Origin of the sequence: Amycolatopsis sp. NPDC026612 (genome assembly GCF_040638285.1) — a bacterium.
Lineage (GTDB): Bacteria > Actinomycetota > Actinomycetes > Mycobacteriales > Pseudonocardiaceae > Amycolatopsis.
Genome location: NZ_JBEZYB010000118.1, coordinates 1 through 20,083 on the forward strand (window position 1 = coordinate 1; position 20,083 = coordinate 20,083).

General features: G+C 72.7%; 15 protein-coding genes and 2 pseudogenes. 6 read left to right on the plus strand and 11 right to left on the minus strand.

Annotation, left to right across the window (positions count from 1 at the left end):
- Positions 1–96: 96 nt before the first annotated feature.
- From AB0F15_RS42255 to AB0F15_RS42265, 3 genes and pseudogenes are all read left to right on the plus strand, one after another.
- Positions 97–537, plus strand: a pseudogene (locus AB0F15_RS42255) (class F sortase); the annotation flags it as partial.
- Between the two features lie 102 nt (positions 538–639).
- Positions 640–2,634: an SDR family oxidoreductase gene (locus AB0F15_RS42260; protein WP_360283061.1), complete on the plus strand. Its 1,995-nt coding sequence runs from the start codon at positions 640–642 to the stop codon at positions 2,632–2,634.
- A 105-nt stretch (positions 2,635–2,739) separates the two neighbouring features.
- The gene (locus AB0F15_RS42265) at positions 2,740–3,912 is read left to right on the plus strand and encodes a cell division protein DivIVA (protein ID WP_360283063.1); all 1,173 of its coding nucleotides are present in this window, start codon (positions 2,740–2,742) and stop codon (positions 3,910–3,912) included.
- 264 nt (positions 3,913–4,176) lie between these two features.
- Here AB0F15_RS42265 and AB0F15_RS42270 read toward each other — a convergent pair whose 3' ends face one another.
- Genes AB0F15_RS42270 through AB0F15_RS42285 form a run of 4 tightly spaced genes read right to left on the minus strand, consistent with a single transcriptional unit; the run spans position 4,177 to position 6,693 of the window.
- Positions 4,177–5,502 carry an amidase family protein gene (locus AB0F15_RS42270; RefSeq protein WP_360283065.1) on the minus strand — a complete coding sequence of 442 codons (1,326 nt, stop codon included), beginning with the start codon at positions 5,500–5,502 and terminating at the stop codon, positions 4,177–4,179.
- 48 nt (positions 5,503–5,550) lie between these two features.
- The gene (locus tag AB0F15_RS42275) at positions 5,551–6,153 is read right to left on the minus strand and encodes a response regulator transcription factor (protein ID WP_360283067.1); all 603 of its coding nucleotides are present in this window, start codon (positions 6,151–6,153) and stop codon (positions 5,551–5,553) included.
- Positions 6,154–6,199: 46 nt separating this feature from the next.
- Complete coding sequence (locus AB0F15_RS42280) at positions 6,200–6,451, minus strand: hypothetical protein (RefSeq protein ID WP_360283069.1); 252 nt, start codon at positions 6,449–6,451, stop codon at positions 6,200–6,202.
- The gene (locus AB0F15_RS42285) at positions 6,448–6,693 is read right to left on the minus strand and encodes a WXG100 family type VII secretion target (protein WP_360283071.1); all 246 of its coding nucleotides are present in this window, start codon (positions 6,691–6,693) and stop codon (positions 6,448–6,450) included. The genes AB0F15_RS42280 and AB0F15_RS42285 overlap by 4 nt, the downstream gene beginning before the upstream one ends.
- Before the next feature lie 172 nt (positions 6,694–6,865).
- On the opposite strand from AB0F15_RS42285, the gene AB0F15_RS42290 reads away from it, so the two are divergent.
- On the plus strand, positions 6,866–10,126 hold the full coding sequence (locus AB0F15_RS42290) for a BTAD domain-containing putative transcriptional regulator (protein WP_360283073.1): 3,261 nt from the start codon (positions 6,866–6,868) through the stop codon (positions 10,124–10,126).
- Between the two features lie 133 nt (positions 10,127–10,259).
- The gene (locus AB0F15_RS42295; RefSeq protein ID WP_360283075.1) at positions 10,260–13,889 is read left to right on the plus strand and encodes a BTAD domain-containing putative transcriptional regulator; all 3,630 of its coding nucleotides are present in this window, start codon (positions 10,260–10,262) and stop codon (positions 13,887–13,889) included.
- 70 nt (positions 13,890–13,959) lie between these two features.
- Here AB0F15_RS42295 and AB0F15_RS42300 read toward each other — a convergent pair whose 3' ends face one another.
- From AB0F15_RS42300 to AB0F15_RS42330, 7 genes and pseudogenes are all read right to left on the minus strand, one after another.
- Positions 13,960–14,376, minus strand: a complete 417-nt coding sequence (locus tag AB0F15_RS42300; protein ID WP_360283077.1) for a hypothetical protein — start codon at positions 14,374–14,376, stop codon at positions 13,960–13,962.
- A gap of 14 nt (positions 14,377–14,390) precedes the next feature.
- The gene (locus AB0F15_RS42305; RefSeq protein WP_360283089.1) at positions 14,391–14,750 is read right to left on the minus strand and encodes a hypothetical protein; all 360 of its coding nucleotides are present in this window, start codon (positions 14,748–14,750) and stop codon (positions 14,391–14,393) included.
- Positions 14,751–14,787: 37 nt separating this feature from the next.
- Positions 14,788–15,012: pseudogene (locus tag AB0F15_RS42310) on the minus strand (RHS repeat-associated core domain-containing protein); the annotation flags it as partial.
- Positions 15,013–15,425: 413 nt separating this feature from the next.
- Positions 15,426–16,250 (minus strand): carbohydrate ABC transporter permease, encoded by an 825-nt coding sequence (locus tag AB0F15_RS42315; protein ID WP_360283079.1) that lies wholly within the window; start codon positions 16,248–16,250, stop codon positions 15,426–15,428.
- Positions 16,247–17,152, minus strand: a complete 906-nt coding sequence (locus AB0F15_RS42320) for a sugar ABC transporter permease (RefSeq protein WP_360283081.1) — start codon at positions 17,150–17,152, stop codon at positions 16,247–16,249. The genes AB0F15_RS42315 and AB0F15_RS42320 overlap by 4 nt, the downstream gene beginning before the upstream one ends.
- Before the next feature lie 6 nt (positions 17,153–17,158).
- A complete protein-coding gene (locus AB0F15_RS42325) occupies positions 17,159–18,415 on the minus strand; it encodes an extracellular solute-binding protein (protein WP_360283083.1) in 1,257 nt (418 codons plus the stop codon).
- Between the two features lie 10 nt (positions 18,416–18,425).
- Positions 18,426–19,004: a LuxR C-terminal-related transcriptional regulator gene (locus tag AB0F15_RS42330; RefSeq protein WP_360283085.1), complete on the minus strand. Its 579-nt coding sequence runs from the start codon at positions 19,002–19,004 to the stop codon at positions 18,426–18,428.
- A 181-nt stretch (positions 19,005–19,185) separates the two neighbouring features.
- Between AB0F15_RS42330 and AB0F15_RS42335 the strand changes: the two genes are divergently transcribed.
- The coding region (locus AB0F15_RS42335) for a glycoside hydrolase family 3 N-terminal domain-containing protein (protein WP_360283087.1) at positions 19,186–20,083 on the plus strand (898 nt) is incomplete at its 3' end.

The window sequence follows — 20,083 nt, forward strand, 5'->3', positions numbered from 1 at the left end:
GCGGGATCTCCGGGTGGAAGTAGGTGTAGAGGTCCAGGTACGCCTCGCCGGCGGCCTGGTTGTCCGGGAAGAACGGCACCGCCGTCCCCGCCACCGCAGCAGCGGCCCGGCACCCTCCGGCTGCCCGCCGGCGGGACGGCGGCGCTGGTGCGCACGGACCTCGGTCCGGGTGGCGAGCTGCCGGTGCCCACCGACCTCGGGCAGGCGACGTGGTGGGGCGCGTCACTCGACGCGGCGGGCGGGGCGAGCGTGTTCGCCGGCCACGTGAACTGGCGGGGCGCGACCGGGCCGTTCGCCGAGCTGTGGACCGCCCGGATCGGGGCCGAAGTGACCATTGTGGACAGTGCGGGAAAGACGTGGCGGTACCGGATATCGCAGCTGGTCACGGTGCACAAGAGCGACCTGCCGGCCCGCGCCGACACCCTGTTCGGCCCGTCCGGCCCGCACCGCGTGGTGCTGGTGACCTGCGGCGGCCGCTGGGTCGGCGGATCGGACGGTTACGAGGAGAACCGCGTCGTCATCGCGGACCCCAGCTAAGTTACTCGTGGGTAACATCACGTTTCGACACGGTGGTCGTACGCGTCGCCATGCAGCAGAATGCCCAAGGTCAGGGCTGTGGCGGCGAGAGGTGTGAAGACAATGGCGACGTTCTTGGTGACCGGGGCGACCGGACTGATCGGGCGTCACTTCACCCGGCTGCTGCTCTCCCGCCCCGACGACGACCGCGTCGCCCTCGTGGTGCGCGCCTCCTCGCGGGCCAAGCTGGCCGCACTGGTCGACCAGTGGCCGCACTCCGACCGCGTCACGCTCGTCACCGGCGACCTCGGCGAGCCGCTGCTCGGCGTGTCCGAAACCGACCGCGACCAGCTGCGCGGCGGTGTCGACCACATCGTCCACCTCGCCGCGCTCTACGACCTCACCGCCGACGACGAAACCAGCATCAAGGCCAATGTGGACGGCACCCGGGCCGTCGTCGACCTCGCCGCGGACCTGCGCGCGGGCTGCCTGCACCACGTGTCGTCGGTGGCCGTCGCCGGCGACCACGAAGGCGTGTTCACCGAGGAGATGTTCGACGCCGGGCAGCGGCTGGTCACGCCGTACCACCGGACCAAGTTCGAAGCCGAGAAGATCGTCCGCGAGCAGGACCGGGTGCCGTGGCGGGTGTACCGCCCCGCCGTCGTCGTCGGGCACTCCGAGACCGGCGAGATGGACAAGATCGACGGCCCGTACTACCTCTTCCCAGCGATCAACCGGCTCGCCGGGCTGCCCGACGTGCTGCCGGTCGTCGGCCCGGACCTCGGCGACACCAACATCGTGCCGGTCGACTACGTCGCCAAGGCCCTGCTGGAGCTGGTGGTCAAGCCGGGGCTCGACGGCCACGCCTTCCACCTGGTCAACCCCGAGCCGCAGCCGGTCGTCTCGGTGTACAACGCCTTCGCGCGGGCCGCGGGCGCCCCGACGATCAGCGTGCAGCTGGGCGAGGGCCTCTCGAAGCGGATCGTCGGGCTGGTCAAGCTGACCGAGCACATCCCCGGCGTCACCATCGCCCGCGACGCCGTCATGGAGCGGTTCGGCATCCCGCCGGTGCTGCTGGACACGATGGCGTTCCCGTCGGTGTTCTCCTCGACCGAGACGCGCAAGGCGCTGGCCGGCACCGTCGAGGTCCCGCGGCTGGAGGACTACGCGCCGACGCTGTGGCGCTACTGGCGCGAGCACCTCGACCCGTTCCGCGCGCGCACGCACGGCCCGCGCGGCGAACTGGACGGCCGGCGCGTGATCATCACCGGCGCGTCGTCGGGCATCGGCCGGGCGACGGCGTTGAAGGTCGCGGCCGCGGGCGGTGTCCCGCTGCTCGTGGCGCGCCGCCAGCACGAACTCGAAGAGGTCCGCGACGAGATCGTCGCCGCCGGCGGCACGGCGTCGGTGTACCCGGCGGACCTGACCGACGAGGACTCGGTGCACAAGGCCGTGGACGCGATGCTGGCCGAGCACGGCCGGATCGACATGCTGGTGAACAACGCCGGCCGGTCGATCCGCCGGTCGATCAAGCTGTCCTACGACCGGATGCACGACTACGAGCGCGCGATGGCGATCAACTACTTCGGCGCGGTCCGGCTGATCCTCGCGGTCCTGCCGCACATGTCGGAGCGGAAGTTCGGGCACATCGTGAACGTCTCGTCGATCGGCGTCCAGGGCATCGCGCCGCGTTTCTCGGCGTACGCCGCGTCGAAGGCGGCGCTGGACTACTTCTCGCGGATCGCCGCGACCGAGACGCACGGCGACGGGATCACCTTCACCACGATCCACATGCCGCTGGTGCGCACGCCGATGATCCGGCCGACGAAGATCTACGACGCGTTCCCGACGAAGTCGCCGGAACAGGCCGCGAACATGGTCATGAAGGCGCTCGTCCAGCGGCCGAAGCACATCGGGACCCCGGCCGGGCAGGCGATCGGGCTGGCCTACACGCTCACCCCGGGCCTCACCGACGCGATCGCGTACCAGGGTTTCCGGATCTTCCCGGATTCGACCGCGGCGGGCGGTTCGGGCGAGTTGAAGATCGGGCGTGGCGAGAAACACCTCTCGCGCGCGGCGATGGCTCTCGCCCGCCTTTCGCGCGGGTTCCACTGGTAACGCAGTGTTTCGAGGGTGAGGCCATTCCGGCGACACGGCGACACGTGTTGGTGATTCGTTAAGCCGGAAGGCGGAGGCGGCGGGTGCCCGGGTACGGTCGGGCCCATGGTTCCTGAGCGCGACCCCGCCGCAACCGCCCTCAACGGCCTCCTCCCCCTCCGTCGTGAGTACACCCAGGCCTGGCACGGCTTCGACCGCAACGAGGTCCGGCAGTACCTCGACCACGTCGAGGCCCAGCTGCGCCGGGTGCTCAGCGAACGCGACGCCGCGGCGGCGCAGGCCGCCGCCGCGACCCGCGAGGCCGAGTCCGTCCGGCAGCAGGTCGCGGCGCTGGAAGCGCGCATCGAGGAGCTGAAGAAGCCGCCGGAGCGGCTCGAGGACCTCGACGAGCGGATGCAGCGCACGGTGACCCTCGCCCAGGCGCGCGCCGACGAGATCATCAAGCGCGCCGAGGCGGCCGCGGAGAAGACGTGGGCGTCCTCGACGGAGGCGTCGACGAAGCTGCGTGAGCGCTACACGAAGCTGGTCGCCGAGCTGGACAAGCAGGCCGACCTGCTGCACTCCGAGCACGAGAGCGCGCTGGCGGAGACGCGCGCCGAGGTGCAGCGGCTGACGGTCGACGCGGCCCAGCGGCGAGAGCTGCTGGACAACGAGGCGGAGCGGAAGCGGCGGAAGATCGAGCGCGAGTTCGAGGCGACGCAGGCGGCCCAGAACGCCGCGCTGGAGAAGCACATCGCCGACCAGCGCACGGCGAGCAAGAACCAGGCCGAGCGCCGGATCGCGGAGGCGACGGCCGAGGCCAAGCGCCGCCTCGACGAGGCCACCGCGGAGGCCAAGCGACGCCTGGACGAGGCGACGACCCAGGCGGCCCAGCGCACGACGGCGGCCCACCGCAAGGTCGAGCGGCTGGCGGAGATCCGCGAGCAGGCGCGCAAGAGCCTCGCGATGGCGGAGGACATCCTCAACCGCAGCGAAACGCAGCTCGCGCCGCTGCCGGAGGAAGCGGTGATCCCGCAGGCCTCGAAGCTGGTCGGCGGCGACTCGGCCGCGGACTCGCCGACGACCCCGGCGGCACCGGTGGTCCCGGTGGTCCAGCCGTCGATCCCGGCGGCGGCCAAGCCGGCGCCGAAGACCGGTGCGGCGCCGAAGCCGGCACCGGCCGCGGCCAAGCCGGGCAACGCGCCGGCGAAGCCGAACGGCCCGGCGACGAAGCCGGCGAACGGCAATGGGAACGGCGCGAAGCCGCTGGCTCCGGCGGCGGGCAAGCCGGGTTCCTGAGCGACGTCGGCGGGGCAATCCGCTCAGCGGATCCGCTCGGCCGACACCTGCCGCCCGGCCTCAGCAACCCCCGTCGGAATCCGCTCGCGGAAACGGCCACCCGGCCTCAGCAGCCCGCCGGTCGGAATCCGCTCGGCCGACACCTGCCGCCCAGCTTGAGCGACCCCGACGGAACCCGCTCGGCCGGCAACCGGCCTCCCGACCTGAGCAGCCCCCGTTTTTCACGCTACCGGCGGGCACCGACAGTTCCGGGGCCGCCGACGGTCAGTTGCGGGCGGTGCGGGGCCAGGGGTTCGCCGACTCCAGCTGGGCCGCCAAGCCCAGCAGCAGCGACTCCCCTCCCGGGCGCGCCACCAGCTGGACCGAGGTCGGCAAGCCCGTCGTGGCCGCGCGGCCGATCGGGACCGTGATCGCCGGGTAGCCCGCGAAGTTCCACTGGCCCGTGAACCCGGCCAAGCGCGTCGACGGCAGGACGTTCGCGAGCCAGCTCTTCTCGTGCCAGCGGCCCGCCTTCACCGGCCAGTGCGACAGCGTCGGCGTCATCAGCACCTCGTGCGCGGCGAAGAACTCCTCCGCGCGCGAGAGCCAGCGTTGCCGCGTGCTCTCGCGGATCAGGCCCGCCCGCTCGGCCAGCCGACCCGCGCGGATGTGCGCCCGGGTGCGCCGCTGCAGCCTGCCGGTGTCGAAGTCGCGGGCCTGGACGGCCGGGCCCGCCAGCCAGCGGGCCGTCATGCCCAGGACCATCGTCGCCGGGTAGCGCGGCGCTGCCGGTGCGATCGCGTGACCGGCCGCCGCCAGGTGGCCTGCCGCCGTCGAGACCGCCGCCACCAGCTCCTTCGGGACCGGGGTGCGCAGCACCGGCACCGTCGTCGACATGCCGATGCGGACCGCGGACGGCGGCTCCACCGAAGCCAGCGAAGGCGAGGAAGCCAGGACCGACAGCAACAACGCCGTGTCGGCGACCGTCGTGGCGATCGACCCGTGCACCGACATGCCGAACCAGCCGCCTTCGGCCAGCAGGTCCGCGCCCGGCTTCAGGCCGACCAGTCCGCACATCGCCGCCGGGAGGCGAACCGAGCCCATGCCGTCGGAGCCGTGCGCCAGCGGGACCAGCCCGGCCGCCACCGCCGCCGCGCTGCCGCCGGACGAGCCGCCTGAGGCGTACGTCGGGTCCCAGGGGTTGCGGGCGATGCCGTCCGGCGTGTCGGTCATCGGCCAGATGCACAGCTCCGGCACCCGCGTCAGCCCGATGACCACCGCACCCGCCGCCCGCAGCCGCGTCGCGAGCACGCCGTCCGCGTCGGCCCGCGCGGACGGTCCCGCCTGCGAACCGTGCGACGCGTATTCGCCGGCCAGCTCCGTGACGTCCTTGACCGCGACGGGCACTCCCGCCAGCGGCAGCGAGGCGAGATCGGACCGCCCGGCCACCTCCGCGGCTTCCGCCAGTGCCTCGGCGGTGCGCACCCGGCGGAAGGCGCCGATCACGCCGTCCGCCGCGGCGATCCGGTCCAGCGCGTCCTTGGTCACCTGCACCGGATCGAGGCTCCCGGCCCGGACGGAGGCCGCGATCTCCACTGCCGTGAGCACCATGATCGCGACCCTAGCCCACCAACGGGTGACAGCGGCAGGGAAAACGTCTCAGATCGCGCCCGCCCGCAGCGCGTAGGCGACGGCGTGGGCGCGGTTGTTCAGGCCGCAGCGCGTCATCAGGCCGTACAGGACGTTCTTCACGGTCCGCTCGGAGTAGCACAGCTTCGCCGCGATCTCCTCGGTCCCGAACCCCTCGGCGACCAGCCGCAGCACATCGCACTCGCGAGCCGCGAGCCCGGACAGCGTGAGCCCGTTCGGCTCCAGGACGTCCTTGCGCATCCGCTGCACCTGCGTGAGCAGCGCCCCCTGCAGCCGTGGCGGCAGGTTGGCCGTGCCGTCACCCGCGGCGAGCACCGCCGTCACCAGCTCGGCGCCGCCGGTCTCGCGGCGCGGCAGGATCGCCACGACGCCGCTCTCCAGCACCGCCATCAGGTCGCTCTCGCGGAAGTGCTCGACGACCAGCACGACGTGGGACGCCTTGGCCGCGCGGATTTCGCCGAGGACGGTTTCGCTGACGTGGTCCTCCATCACCAGCAGCACGTCCGGCACGAGGTCGGTCAGCCGGAGATCCGGATGCGCGTCCAGGAGGCTCACCGCGCCGGCGTGCGTGATCGGGTCCGAGGCGAGGACGCTCACTTCGACGGGCTTCATGGAAGCAGTGTGGACGGCGTGTCTTCACGCCTTCCCTATTCCGTCTTCACGCGCGTGAAGAAGTCACCAGCTCGCCGAACGCCGCCCGCGCCCGCTCCAGGCAGCCGGGCATCCGCTCGGCCGCGCGGGCCCAGTCGCGCTGGGCGCGCAGGTACTCCTCCCGCGCTTCGGGAGTCCAGCCGGCCAGCCCCGGCTCCACCCGGGACTCCAGGTCGGCCAGCAGTTCGCCGAGCTCGCCGGTGATCGCGCCCATCCGGTCCAGCACCAGGTCGGCGAAGCCGAACTCGAGCCGGGTCACGGCAGGCGCGGCCGCGGCATCGTGCCGCCGGTCGCCTCCAGCAGTTCCGTCAGCCGGGAGAAGATCACGTCGAACTCCTGCTCCCAGTCGCTCATGGCCTGGCCGAACCGCACCGACGCCTCCCCACGCCACGACGCCTGTGCCGTCGCCATCTCGCTGTTGACGTCGCGAAGCCGGGAACGGGCCGCTTCGACGGCGTACGCGAAGCAGGCGGCGGCCCGCTGCATGTCTTCGGTCGGCATGCGCAGCTCCTCTCGGGCTTCCCGAGCCTGACGCACGCCGGTGCGGCGCGGAACCCCGCCCGCGTGCCGTTGCCCGAATGTCCGCCATCCTTGCCTGCCGGTTCACGCCGTCCGCGTATGCTCACGGCAGGCATCCGGCGCGTGACGATTCGTCGCGCACGAAGGGAGACCGATGTCGGCCGCGGACGGCTCCGCACCGAGACTCCAGCTGCTGGGTCCACTGAAAGCCTGGCAGGACGACGTGGAGCTGGACCTCGGCTCCGCACACCGGCGGACGGTCCTCGCCGCACTGGCGATGCACCCGAACCGCACGGTTTCGCGCGAAGAGCTGATCGACGCCGTCTGGGGTGACGCGCCACCGCAGAGCGCGCAGGGATCCATCTACACCTACGTTTCCGGGCTGCGCCGCGCGCTCGAGCCCGGCCGCGTCAAGGGCGAGGGCCCGCAGCTGCTCGCGTCGATCGGTTCCGGTTACTCGCTTCGCGTCGACGCCGAAGCGATCGACGTCCACCGGTTCGAAGCCCTGCGAGAGCAGGCCCAACGCCGGCACGCGGCGGGCGATCTCCGCGGGGCGCGCGAAACTTTCGACGCAGCGCTGGGACTGTGGCACGGCGTCCCGCTGTCCGGCCTGCCCGGGCCGTTCGCTGCCGCCCAGCGCGCCCGGCTCACCGAGGTGCGGCTGGCGACCATCGAGCGGCGCGCCGAAGTCGTGCTGGAAGCCGGCGGGGACGCCGGGCTCGTCGCCGAACTGACCGCACTGAGCCGCGAACACCCCTTCCGCGAGACGGTGCGCGGGCTGCTCATGCGGGCCCTGGTCCAGGCCGGACGGCGGACCGAGGCGATCGCGGTGTACGCCGACGTCCGCGACCGGCTCGTCGAGTCGTCGGGCACCGAACCCGGCCCGGCACTGCGGCGGCTGCACGACGAGCTGCTGGAGAAACCCGCCGCGGCGGCGGCACCGAAACCGCCGCCACCCCCGCGTCCGGCGCGGTTCCCCGCCGCGGCACTGCCGGAACGAGCGGAGATCTTCGTCGGCCGGGAGGCCGAACTCGACCGGCTTCGCGAAGCCGTCGCCGCCCTCGGTGCCGGAACGGGCCGGTCGGTGTGGCTCGAAGGCGAGCCGGGCAGCGGCCGGACCGCCCTGATCGCCGAACTCCTGGCCACGGCCCGGGACCTCAACCCCGCCTTCGCCGCCGCGGACGCGCTGGACCAGCGGTTCTCCCTGCGGCCGTTGCTCGACGCGCTCGGCGTGCACCCGCGCGCGACCGACGAACGCCGTGCCGCCCTGGCCGCGCGGCTCGCCGGGCAGTCCGGCGAAGACCCCCTCGACGGCCTGCTCGGGCTGGTCCGCGAGCTGTGCGCGGAAGCCCCGCTGGTGCTCGTCGTCGACGACCTGCAGTGGGCGGACGACGCCACGCTGCGGGTCTGGCGCTACCTGAGCCGGGAAACGCGGCAGCTGCCGCTGCTGCTCGTCGGCGCCTGCCGTCCGGTGCCGCGGCCGGCGGCGCTCGACGACCTGCGCGCCGAGCTCGACAACGATGACATCACCCTGCTCTCGCTGGCGCCACTGGCCGAAGACGCCACACGCGCGCTGGCCACCGAGCTGGCCGGCGCGCCGCCCGGACCCGGGCTGCAGCTGCTGGTGTCCTACGCGGCCGGGAACCCCCGCTACGTCAGGGAAGTCATCGAGACGCTGCTCGCGCAGTCGATGATCGTGCTCGACGGCGTCCACGCGCACCTGGACAGCGCCTCGTGCCAGACCATCCCGCCGCCGCTGGGCTCGCGGATCACGCTGTACCTGAGCTTCCTGTCCAGCGGGACCCGCGACACCCTGCGCTGGGCCGCCATGCTGGGCCACGAGTTCTCGCTGGCGGACATCGCCGTCGCCACCGAGCGGGCGCCGACCGCGCTGGTCGGCGCGGTGGACGAGGCGATCGCGTCCGGCGTGTTCGTCGAGTCGGGTGACCGGCTCGCGTTCCGGCACTCACTGGTGCGCCGCGTGCTCTACGAAAAGACGCCCGCCGCGATGCGGGTCGCGCTGCACCGGCAGCTGGCCGAGGCCTTCGCCGCCGCGGGCGCGGCCGCCGACCGCGTCGCTGAGCAGCTCGCCGCCGCGCCCGCGCAGGTGGACCCGTGGGTCACCGCGTGGCTGCTGGAGCACATCGGCACGGTCGCCACCGCGACCCCGTGGGTCGCCGTCGACCTGCTGCGCCACGCCGTCACCCAGGGCACGCTGCCGCCGGACGCGCGGGAGACGCTCACCGCGACCCTGGCCCGGCTGCTGTTCTGGCTCGGCCGGGAACCCGAAGCCGAGGCACGCTCGGTCGTCGCGCGGACGTCCGACAGCAGGCGCGCGGCCGAGATGCGCTGGATCCTGGCCTACGTCTACTACCGCCGCGGCGACTTCGCCGAGGCGACCGCCGAGCTCAAGCGGACCCTCGACGACGCCGACGTCCCGGAGATGTGGCGCGGACGGCACGAAGCACTGCTGGCCACGCTGGAAAAGCTCGGCGAAGAGACGTTCCTGGCGCCGGCCGGGCTGCACCCGCTGGACGACGCGGCGCTCGCCGTTCCGAACCTCGACAGCCTCGAAGACGCCGCCGAGCCGCTCGACGCCGCCCGGCGGATCGCCGCGACCCGCGCGGTGCCGGGCGAGATGCACCTGGCCGGCGCGGTGCACTACTACTGGCTGGGCCGCTGGCCCGAGGCGCTGGCCGAGCTGGACGCGGTGATCCGCGACGGCGCCGAAACGGCGTCCTACGTCCTGCGCAGCCCGGGCTCGGCCCTGCTGGTCCACGGCGTCGGCGCGCTGATCGCCGGCCACCGCGGCGAACCGGACCAGGCCAGGACGCACCTCGACGCGGCCGACCGGCAGCAGTGGCCACCGGGCCTCGAACCCGACGGCGGCGACTTCCTCCTCGCGGCGCGGGCGCTGCTGGCCGAGCAGGAAGGCCGGCCCGAGGCGGCGCTGGCCGCCCTGCTGCCGCTGCTGGAGGACAACTACCCGCCGGCCGCCCGCCACCAGTGGCTCCCCGACCTGGTCCGGATCGCCGCCCTGCTCGGCGACCGGCAGCGCACCCGTCAGGCGTTGCGGCTGCTCGAACCCGACGGCGACGTCCCGCCCGCCCACGCCGCGGCGGCCGCGCACTGCCGCGGCCTGGCCCCCGGCGACCCCGAGCCGGTCCTCACCGCGGCCGGCCACTACCGGACCGCGGGCCGGCTGCTCAAGCAGGCCAAGGCGACGGAGGACGCGGCGCTCTTGCTGGCCGAGTCGGGCGAGCTGACCGAGGCGCGCACGGTCTTCCGGACCGCGCTGACCGCCTACACCGGCATGGGCGCGGTCTGGGACGTCCGGCGCGCGGAAGCCCGGATGAGGCCGTTCGGCATCCGGCGGGCCAACCCGGTGCGGTCGCGGGCCGCCGCCGGGGAGTGACCACGCGGCTTGCCGGGTGCGCGCAACCTCACCAGGGGTTCCCACGTCGATAAGGTCACCGGAGTAGTCGCGGTACCGAGATGTCCCTGGGGGATGGGGTCTGGGACGCAAGTCCCAGAGGGGACGGCACGACATGCCTGGCGATGCGGACACCGGCCTGCGAGTGGGCGTGCTCGGCCCGTTGCGGGCCTGGCGCGGGACGGCCGAAATCGGCCTCGGCCCCGCTCGTCAGCGCGCGATCTTCGCGGTGCTCGCGGTCAACGCCGGGCGCCCGGTGCCCCGTGCCGAGCTGATCGCCGGGGTGTGGGGCGATTCCGCGCCGGCGAGCGTCGAAGGCAGCGTCCACACCTACGTCTCCGGGCTGCGTCGCGCCCTCGAGCCGGACCGGTCGCGCTGGTCGGCGGCCAGCGTCCTGGTGTCGGATCCGGCGGGGTACTCCCTGCTGCTCGGCGAAGACGCGCTCGACGCGGCCCTGTTCGAGCGGCACCGCGAGCGCGCGCAGCGGCTGCTCGACCAGGGCGATCCGCGGGCGGCGGTCGTCGAACTGGACGACGCGCTCGCGCTCTGGCAGGGCGAGGCCCTCTCCGGCGTACCCGGCGGGTTCGCCGAGCGGCACCGCGAACACCTCGCCGAGCTCCGGCTGAACACCCTCGAACGGCGCGCCGAAGCCGTGCTGGCGCTGGGCGGCCACCTCGACCTGGCGCCGGAGCTGGCGGTGCTGGCCGGCGAGCACCCGCTGCGGGAGTCGCTGCGGGAGTCGCTCATGCTCGCCCTCTACCGCAGCGGACGACCCGCCGACGCCCTCGACGTCTTCCGCGACGCCCGCGCCACGCTCGTCGCGGAACTCGGCGTCGAACCCGGCCCGGCGCTGCAGCGGCTCCAGCGGCAGATCCTCGCCCAGGACCCGGTCCTCGACGCGCCCGCGGCGCCGATCGTGGTCACCGGGCACCGGCTGTTCGGCCGGGAAACCGAGACCGCGCGGCTCGCCGAGCTCGTCGCCGACGTCCGCGCCGGCCGCGGCCGCGCCGTCTGGATCGAGGGCGACGCCGGCATCGGCAAGTCCGAGCTGCTCGCCGGCTCGCTGCGGGACGGCCCCGGCTTCCAGCGGCTCTGGGCCGCCGCCGACGAGCTGAGCACCCGGTTCCCGCTGCAGGTGGTGCTGGAGTGCTTGGCGATCGACGTGCATTCACCCGACCCGCGGCGCGCGCGGGTGGCGAAGGAGCTCGCGGGCGAGAGCCCGGTGCGGCGCAGCTGGGGCCCGGCCGACCCGGTGCTCGGCGCCGTCGACCGCTTGCTGACCCTGGTGGACGAGCTGTGCGCGCAGTCGCCGCAGGTGCTGGTGATCGACGACCTGCAGTGGGCGGACGAGGCGTCCGTGCTGGTCTGGCACCGGCTCTGCGCGGCGACCCGGCAGCTGCCGCTGCTGCTGGTGGCCGCGACCCGGCCCGCGCCGGACCGGGCCGAGCTCGCCCAGCTGCGCCGCGGCGTCCAGGCGCGGGACGGGGTCGTCCTCGACCTCGCGCCGCTGACCGGCGAGGACGTCGGCAGGCTGATCGAAGACCAGCTCGGGGCGCCGCCCGGCCCGGGACTGCGCGAGCTGGCCGCCCGCGGTGCGGGAAACCCGCTGTACGTCAAGGAAATGGTCGACGTCCTGCAGCGCGCCGGCGCGGTGGAGGTCAGCGGTGGCCAGGCCGACGTCGACGATCCGGCGGAGTTCGAGCCACCGCGGTCGCTGGTCGCGGCGGTCGACCGGCGGCTGGACTTCCTGACGGCGCGGACGCAGGAAGTGCTGCGCTGGGGCGCGCTGCTGGGCATGGAGTTCGCCGTCGGCGACATCGCCGCGGTGCTCGGCACCCGGCCGTCGGACCTGCTGGCGCCGCTCGAAGAGGCTGTCACGGCGAACGTGCTCATCGACACCGGGACGCAGCTGGCGTTCCGCCACCCCCTGCTGCGCCAGGCCCTCTACGACCGGCTGCCGGCCGCGACGCGGGCGGCGCTGCACCGGCAGGCCGCCGAGGCGCTCGCCGGGATCGGCGCCCCGGTGAAGCGCGTCGCCGAGCAGCTGGTGGCGGCGCCGGCGACGGTGGACGAATGGGTGCTGGACTGGCTCGCCGGGCACCACCCGGCCGTCTCCACCCGGGCCCCGCTGATCGCCGTCGAGCTGCTGGAACGCGCGCTGGCCGCGTGCTCCGGCACCGACCCGCGCCGGGAGACGCTGCTCGTGGCGCTGGTGAAGGTGCTGTTCCGGCTGGAACGCAACCCGGAAACGCTGACGCAGCAAGCCCTCGACCTCGCCACCGAGCCGGACGCCGTTGAGGAGATGCGGCACGTGCTCGCCGCGCTGCGGCATCGCCGTGGTGACACCGAAGGCGCCGTCGCGACGCTCGCCGCGTCGGTCGACGACCCGGCCGTGCCGGAGCTCTGGCGGGGGAAGCACCGCCAGCTGCTGGCCAACTTCCGCCGTGGCGATCTGTCCGATTTGGACGCTGCGGAAAGGACGGCGTACGAGACGAAGGCCCTCGCCGGCGGCGACCCCTATCTGACCGCGCACGCGCTGCAGTCGTTGTGGCTGGTCGATTCGGTGCGCCGCGAGCACGACCGCGCGCTCGCGCACATCGACGCGGCGATCGAGGCCGTCGGGGACGAGCACGAACTGGCCGACCTGCACCTGGACCTGCTCGACAACCGCGTGTTCACGCTGCAGAACCTCGACCGGCTGGCCGAGGCGGGCGATGCCCTGTGCGCGGCGGGCGAAGTCGCCACCCGGCACGCGCTGCCGGTCGGGCTGCAGGTGTCCGCGGCGGTGCACCGGTATTGGGAGGGCCGCTGGGACGAGGCACTGGTCGAGCTGGACACGGTCATCGAGGACGGCCCGGCGATCACGTTCTACGGCCTGCGCGAGCCCGGCCCGGCGGCGCTGCTGCTGCACGGCGTCGCGGCGCTGATCGCCGGCCGCCGGGACGACCGGGCCCAGGCCGCGGCCCACCTCGACGCGGCGGAGGAGTACGCCCCGGCGACCGGCGCCGAGCGCGAGAGCTTCGACTTCCTGCTGGTCGCCGACGCGCTGGCGGCCGAGCAGCGCGGCGACCGGGTCCGCGCGCTGGCCGTCCTCGAACCGATCCTGAACCCGACGTACGCGCAGATGATGCTGCGGCACCAGTGGCTGCCGGCGTTCGTGCGGCTGGCGATGGAGCAGGACGACGTCGGCCGCGCCCGGCGGGCGTTGGCGGTGTGCGAGGAAGAAGCGGCGAAGGAGCGGCGTCCGGCGCGCGCCCACGCGGCGGCGTCGTGGTGCCGCGGGCTGATCGAGGAGGACCCGGCACCGGTGCTGGCGACGGCCGAGCACTTCCGCGCGGCCGGCCGCCGCCCGGAACTGGCTTCCGCGCTCGAGGACGCGGCTGTGCTGCTGGCCCGCGCGGGGCGGCTGGACGCGGCGCACGCGGCGTTCGAGGAGGCCGCCGAGCTCTACACGGCGTTGGCCGCGCGCTGGGACCTGCGGCGCGCGGAAACCCGGCTGCGCCGCCTCGGCGTCCGCCGTGGCGCCCTGTTCTCGCCGATCCGGCCGGGCCACGGCTGGGAGTCACTGACGCCGATCGAGGTCCGCATCGCCGGCCTGGTCGCCGAGGGCCGGTCCAACCCGGACATCGCGGCCGAGCTCTCGCTGCCCCGCCGGACGGTCCAGGCCCACGTCGCCCGGCTGCTGGGCAAGCTCGAGACGCCGTCACGCTGGGGCGTCGCCGACGCCTTCCGCCGGCGCCCCTAGCGCGTTGGCCCAGCCGAGACGCCGGCTCGGCCGGACGTTCGGCTCGGGGCATTCCCCCGGGTTCGCCAGGTCAGACGGTGCCCAGGTACCAGCGATCGGTCGACGGGCTCTTCCCGAAGATCGTCCAGGGCTGGATCGGAAAGCAGATCGCCACCAGAATCTGCCCCCGCTCCAGGGCGAAGCTCCGTTCGAAGTCGCTCGAGGAGGTGATCCGGGCGGCGTGGAACTCGAGCGAGTGGCGGCCGGGGGGCAGTGGCAGCCACTTCGGCCGCCGGGAATGCGAGCTGACTCTTGCGGAATTGTCGCTGCCCCGTGACACCCACACGGAATTGTCCTTGAAAGTCATGCCCTGCGACGGCGTGCGGATGATCGCGTGGACGACGACACCCGTCCGCCCCGCACGGCGCATTTTTCGGATCTTTCGCTTGACACGCCACGACGGGCTGATATCGCCGAGCGGGTGCACCGAGTACTCAGCCCGTCCCATAGCACGTCCCTTTATCAGTGACCGCCGGTGAGCTGATCACATTGCGCGGCCGAGAGGTGGTTGACCCGGTCGCCAAGACCCGACCCCAGCCCGGACGATACTACTGAACCGAGGTTGGGCATGAAGGACATCGACTTGCTGAACCCCGCCATGAAGTAGTTTCCTGCTTTCCCCAGCACTCCCGGCGCCTGCTTCGCATCGAACACGAAACTCTTCGCGATGTTGCCGCCCGTCCAGCCGCCGGCGGTCAAGCCCAGGCCGGCCACACCGAGCGCGCAGCCACCCCACTGCTGGGGATAACAGGACGATGCCGTCGAATGCGCCTGGATGAAGTGGTCCGTCGCACTCACCGCCGACTTGATGGCGGACTGCACCGGAAAGGCAGACGATGAAGCACTCACCGCTCAGATCGGTCAGGTTCAGCGGATTTCCGCCGACGTACGCGTACGCGGTGTTCGTTTGGGTCACTTGGGGGTCGACGGTGAGGAACAGCGCCGTGGACGGGTCGTAGTAGCGCGCCCGCAGGTACACCAGCCCGGATTCCGCGTCGGTGTACTGACCGGTGAACTGCAGCGGCGTGCCGGCGGAGCCGGTCGAGCTGACCACGCCGTACGGCGGATAGGTGTTGTGACACACGACGGCGCCCGAACCGCTTTCGAACCCAGGCGGAGCTGGAAACGCAGGCGGCCTACGAATGGCAACAGGAACACGGACCGGTGGGCGCCGGACCTGGTCGGCCGCGACATTGTCGCGGATCTCCGCGGCCCAGCACCAGGTCGCGGAAGAACCGGTGGTGGATGCCGTCGAACTTCCGGGCGCTTTGAGGTGCGCCGGCGAGGAGCCATCCGAAATCGCCGGGCGAAGTTCAACGCTGGCGAGAACTCGTGCCCGGGCCTCGCGTGCATGGTCGGCGCACGCGTCGCCGGCCCGATCGGCCGGCAGGGCGATGTTCTCGAGGTAGCGGCTTGGGGTCGCAGGCGACGGCGCCGGTCACGCCGCCGAGCACCTTGCCCTCGGCCGCCGCGCCCACCGGAAACCCGTCGCGACGGCTATACCGGGGCCTCTTTCAGGATGCCCCGCACGATGTAGCGGCCCAGCAGCAGGAACAACGCGATGACCGGCAGGACGGCGACGGTCGCGCCGGTGAGCATCAGCGCGTAGTCGGTGTAATAGCCGCTGGCCAGCTGGGACAGCGCGACCTGCACGGTCGGCGTCTCGTTGGGGTCGAGGACCACCAGCGGCCAGAAGTAGTCGTTCCACGTGGCCATGAAGGTGAGCATCGCGAGCACCGCGGCCGGTGCGCGGAGCGCGGGCACGGCCACGTGCCAGTAGGTGCGCAGGATCGAGCAGCCGTCGACGGTCGCGGCGTCGACGAGGTCCGCGGTGATCGCGTTCTCGCACGCCTGGCGCATCCAGAACACGCTGAAGGCGCTGACCAGCGCCGGCACGATCACCGCTTCGAGCCGCCCGTACCAGCCCAGGTCGCCGACGACGAGGTACAGCGGAATGACACCGAGCTGCGCCGGCACCATCGCCGACCCGACGACCAGCAGGAACAACGTGTTGCGGCCGCGGAACCGCAGCCGCGCGAAGGCGAACCCGGCGAGGCTCGCCAGCACGACGTTGGCCACCATGACGGTGCCCGCGACGATCAGCGAGTTCCCGATGGCCAGCCAGAAGTCGACGGTCTCGAAGACGCGCCGCACGTTTTCGGCCAGGTGCCCGCCCGGCAGCAGCAGCGGCGACGTCTCCCCGATCGCCGAGTTGTCGCGCGTGGCCACGACGAACGACCAGTACAGCGGGAAGACGGACGCCCCGAGCACGCCGGTCAGCGCGGCGTACACCCAGCCGCCCGGCCTGCGCCCCGCCGTCACGCCGCCCTCACGAACCGGCGCACGAGCCGGTAGTTGACCAGTGCGAACAGCGCGCAGATCACGAACATCACCCAGGTCAGCGCGGCCGCGTAGCCGGCGTCGAAGTGCGTGAAGCCCTTTTCGTACAGGTACATGACCAGCGTCTGGAACTGGCGGTCGTTGCCGCCGGTCCCGCCGGAGCCACCGGCGTCGAACAGCTGCGGCTCGGCGAACAGCTGCAGGCCGTTGACCGTGCCGGCGATGGCGGTGAAGGCCAGCGCGGGCCGGATGCCGGGCACGGTGATCGACCAGAACGTCCGCCACCGCGAGGCGCCGTCGAGCTCTGCGGCCTCGTACAGGTCGCCGGGGACAGCCTGCATCGCGGCCAGGTAGATCAGGGCGTTGTAGCCGGTCCAGCGCCAGAGCACCATGCTCGCGACGGCGAAGTGCGACGACCAGGTCTTCGCCTGCCAGTTGACCGGCGCCACGCCGAACCAGCCGAGGACCTCGTTGACGACGCCGTAGTCGCGGCTGAACAGCTGCCCGAACACCAGCCCGACGGCGACCACGGAAACGACGTTCGGCAGCAGCACCCCGGTGCGCCACCAGGTCGCGGCGCGCAGCGGCCGGTCGAGCAGCGCCGCGATGCCCAGAGCCAGCAGGAACTCCGGGACCGCGGCGAGCAGGAAGATCCCGACCGTGTTGGTGAGCGCGTTGTAGAACCGCGGGTCGGTGAGCAGGGCGCCGTAGTTGGCGAGGCCGAAGGCACCCTGGTCGCCTTCGAGGAGGTTCCAGTCGTGCAGCGAAACCCACGCCGTGTACAGCAGCGGAAAGGCACCGAAGACGATGAACAGGGCGAAAAAGGGCGCGACGAGCAGCAGCGGCGTGACCTTGCGGTCGAAACGGGCGAGCCGGTGCTGCACGCGCGGCTACTTCAGGTCGGCTTGGGCCTGCTGGACGGCTTCCGCCCAAGCCTGGTCGACGTTTTCGGTCCGGTCCTCGATCCGCCCGAGCGCGCGGCCGAACTCCGGCCGGACGTCGGCGTCACGCAGGCCGCGGTAGTTCGGACGCAGCTGGTCAGCCGACGCGGCGAAGATCCGCCCGGTCGGTGCGTCGCCGAAGTACGCGTCGGTGTGCGCGAGGACCTGCGGATCCTCGTACACGGCGGGCTCGCTGGGCAGGATGCCGTCGGAGAGGAAGAGCTTCTTCTGCTGCTCCGGGGCGGTCAGCCAGCGGGCGAGCTCGTACGCCTCCTGCTGGTGGGCGCCCTGTTTCGGCACGGTCAGGAACGAACCGCCCTGGTTGCCGCTCTTGCCGGGCACGGTCGTGACGTCCCACTTGCCGCGGTTCGCGTCCCCGCCGGCTTCCTTGATCTGGCTGAGCATCCACGCGGGACACGCGACGGTGGCGAAGGATCCCTGCTTGATCGCCACGTTCCACGCCTGGGTGAAGGTGGTCGCCGCCGCCGTCTGCCCCTTTGCGGCGAGGCCGCCGGAGAGGAAGAAAGCGGTGCGCACGCTCGGGTTGCGGTCGGCGATGAAGGAGTCGTCCCGCTGCGAGAAGTAGTTCTCCGGCGACTGGTTCAGCATCGCCGTGTAGACGGTCCCGGCGGAGTCGGCGAACTTCACGTTCGGTGTCTTGGCGGTGAACCTTTCGGCGGTGGCGGCGTAGGCGTCCCAGTCGGGGATCAGCTTCGCGACCTCTTCGCGGCCGGTCGGCAGGCCCGCGGCCTGGAACAGATCGCGCCGGTAGCAGAGGGCGAGGCTGCCCATGTCCGTGCCGAGGCCCAGCACGAAGGCACCGTCGGTGCCCTGCGCCCACTTCCACGGCACCCATTGGTGTTCGAGGTCGCGGGCGCCGTAGCCGGCGAGGTCGGCGAACTTGTCCTTCGCCTTGCGGTACTGCGGCATGTACTGCTCTTCGATCGCGACGACGTCGGCGGCACCGTGCCCGGTGGCGAGCTGGGTCGCGAGGCCCTTGTGGTGGGTGTCGAAGTCGGTGACGCGGTTCTGCACCGTGATGTCCGGGTGCAGCTTTTCGTACTCGGCGATCAGTGGCGCGTAGCCGAACTCGCCGAAGGTCGCGATGGTGAGCTTCGTCTTTTCCCCCGTGTCTCCCGGGCTGCAGGCGGCGAGCGGGATCAACGCGGCGACCACGATGGCGGTCCGGCGGACGATCGTTCGCAACAGGGCTTCCTCAGATCACACCGGCCCGCACGGCGTACGCGACCGCGTGCGGCCGGTTGCGCAGGTTGAGCCGGTTGGTCATGGCGTAGATGACGTTTTTCACGGTCCGCTCCGAGTAGCAGAGCTTGCCCGCGATCTCGGCAGTGTCCCAGCCTTCGGCCATCAGGCGAAGCACATCCACCTCGCGCGGCGTCAGCGCCGCGCCGCCGCCCTGGTGGGCCAGGGCCTCGACCTGCTCGCGCAGCGAAGACGAGCGGCCCCGCGCGGCGGCGAGCACGCTGCCGGTGAGCCGGTCGAGCGCGGTCCGCGGCAGCACGGCGGAGACGTGGCAGTCGGCGAGCAGGCTCAGGTGTGCGGGATCGACGTGCCCGGCGACCAGCACGATCGCCGCGGGCGACTCGGCGGCCGCGGCCCGCAGCGCGGCGATGGCCTCACGGTCGACCTCGCCGACGGCGAACACCAGCACGGCTGCCTCGCCCCGCCGGGCGCGGGGCAGGACCAGCAGCTCAGGGCGGGACTTCAGGTGGTCGGTCAGCCCGGTCAGGGCGATCGGGTCGGACGCCCACGCCGCCACTCGCACCTGGTCCATCGACCCCTCCTCCGCCCACCCCGAATCCTGACCGGATCCAGTCTGCTGAGGACGCCTTCACGAATTCTCTAACGGCCGCGGAGCCATTCTTCACGCCGTGAAGTTTGCGGTCGACTACCGTCGGGGCATATCCGGACGACTGAAGGGACCGATGAACCGCCGACGTCTTGCCACCCTGGGGGTGGCGTTCTGCATCGTGGCCGGGTGCCTGCTGGTCGCGGGCCTGCAACCGCAGACCGTGTCCGGGCTGGCACTGCCCTTGGCATCCGATCAGCCTGCCGCTCCTTCGCCGGCGCCTGTTCCTGCTCCTCCCGTTCCCCCGTCGCGGCTCGCGCGGCCGGGCGACTGCGCGTCGCTGGTGGACGGGCTCGACGTCCGCGGCCAGGTCGCGCAGCTGGTCGTCGTGGGCGTCTCCGGCGACAATCCGGCGGCCACGGTGTCCCTGGTGCGCGACCACCAGGTCGGCGGGATCTTCATCGGCGGTAACGCAACAGCGTTGTTGAAAGACCGCTCGCTGGCCGCGGTCCAAGCCGTGGCTCGGGTGCCGGTGGCCGTGTCGGTCGACGAGGAAGGAGGCCGCGTCCAGCGCATCGACGACCTCGACGGTGACCTGCCGTCGGCCCGGACGATGGCCGCGACGAAGTCCCCGGACGAGGTTCGTACGCTGGCCGCCGAACGGGGCCGCCAGCTGCGTGCCCGCGGGGTGACGGTGGACTTCGCCCCGGACACCGACGTCACGGACGCCCCGGACGACGACGTGATCGGCGATCGGTCCTTCAGCCCGGACCCGGCCCGGGTGAAGACGTACGCGAAAGCGTTCGCGGCGGGTCTTCGCGACGCGGGTGTCCAGCCGGTGCTGAAGCACTTCCCGGGCCACGGCCACGGCTCGGGCGACTCCCACACGGGCACGGTGGTCACGCCTCCGCTTGCCCAGCTGCGGGCGGTCGACCTGGTGCCGTACCGCGACGTGGCCGACTACGGCCCGGTCGCGGTGATGGTCGGTCACCTCGACGTGCCCGGCTTGACCGACGGGGTCCCGGCTTCCCTGTCGCCGGCCGCGTACCGGTTGCTGCGCGGCG

What these genes read in the sequence shown, in the direction of transcription:
- AB0F15_RS42260 (WP_360283061.1), top strand. Translation starts at nt 640, where the DNA reads ATGGCGACGTTCTTGGTGACCGGGGCGACCGGACTGATCGGGCGTCAC.
- AB0F15_RS42265 (WP_360283063.1), top strand. Translation starts at nt 2,740, where the DNA reads ATGGTTCCTGAGCGCGACCCCGCCGCAACCGCCCTCAACGGCCTCCTC.
- AB0F15_RS42270 (WP_360283065.1), bottom strand. Translation starts at nt 5,502, where the DNA reads ATGGTGCTCACGGCAGTGGAGATCGCGGCCTCCGTCCGGGCCGGGAGC.
- AB0F15_RS42275 (WP_360283067.1), bottom strand. Translation starts at nt 6,153, where the DNA reads ATGAAGCCCGTCGAAGTGAGCGTCCTCGCCTCGGACCCGATCACGCAC.
- AB0F15_RS42285 (WP_360283071.1), bottom strand. Translation starts at nt 6,693, where the DNA reads ATGCCGACCGAAGACATGCAGCGGGCCGCCGCCTGCTTCGCGTACGCC.
- AB0F15_RS42290 (WP_360283073.1), top strand. Translation starts at nt 6,866, where the DNA reads ATGTCGGCCGCGGACGGCTCCGCACCGAGACTCCAGCTGCTGGGTCCA.
- AB0F15_RS42295 (WP_360283075.1), top strand. Translation starts at nt 10,260, where the DNA reads ATGCCTGGCGATGCGGACACCGGCCTGCGAGTGGGCGTGCTCGGCCCG.
- AB0F15_RS42300 (WP_360283077.1), bottom strand. Translation starts at nt 14,376, where the DNA reads ATGGGACGGGCTGAGTACTCGGTGCACCCGCTCGGCGATATCAGCCCG.
- AB0F15_RS42330 (WP_360283085.1), bottom strand. Translation starts at nt 19,004, where the DNA reads ATGGACCAGGTGCGAGTGGCGGCGTGGGCGTCCGACCCGATCGCCCTG.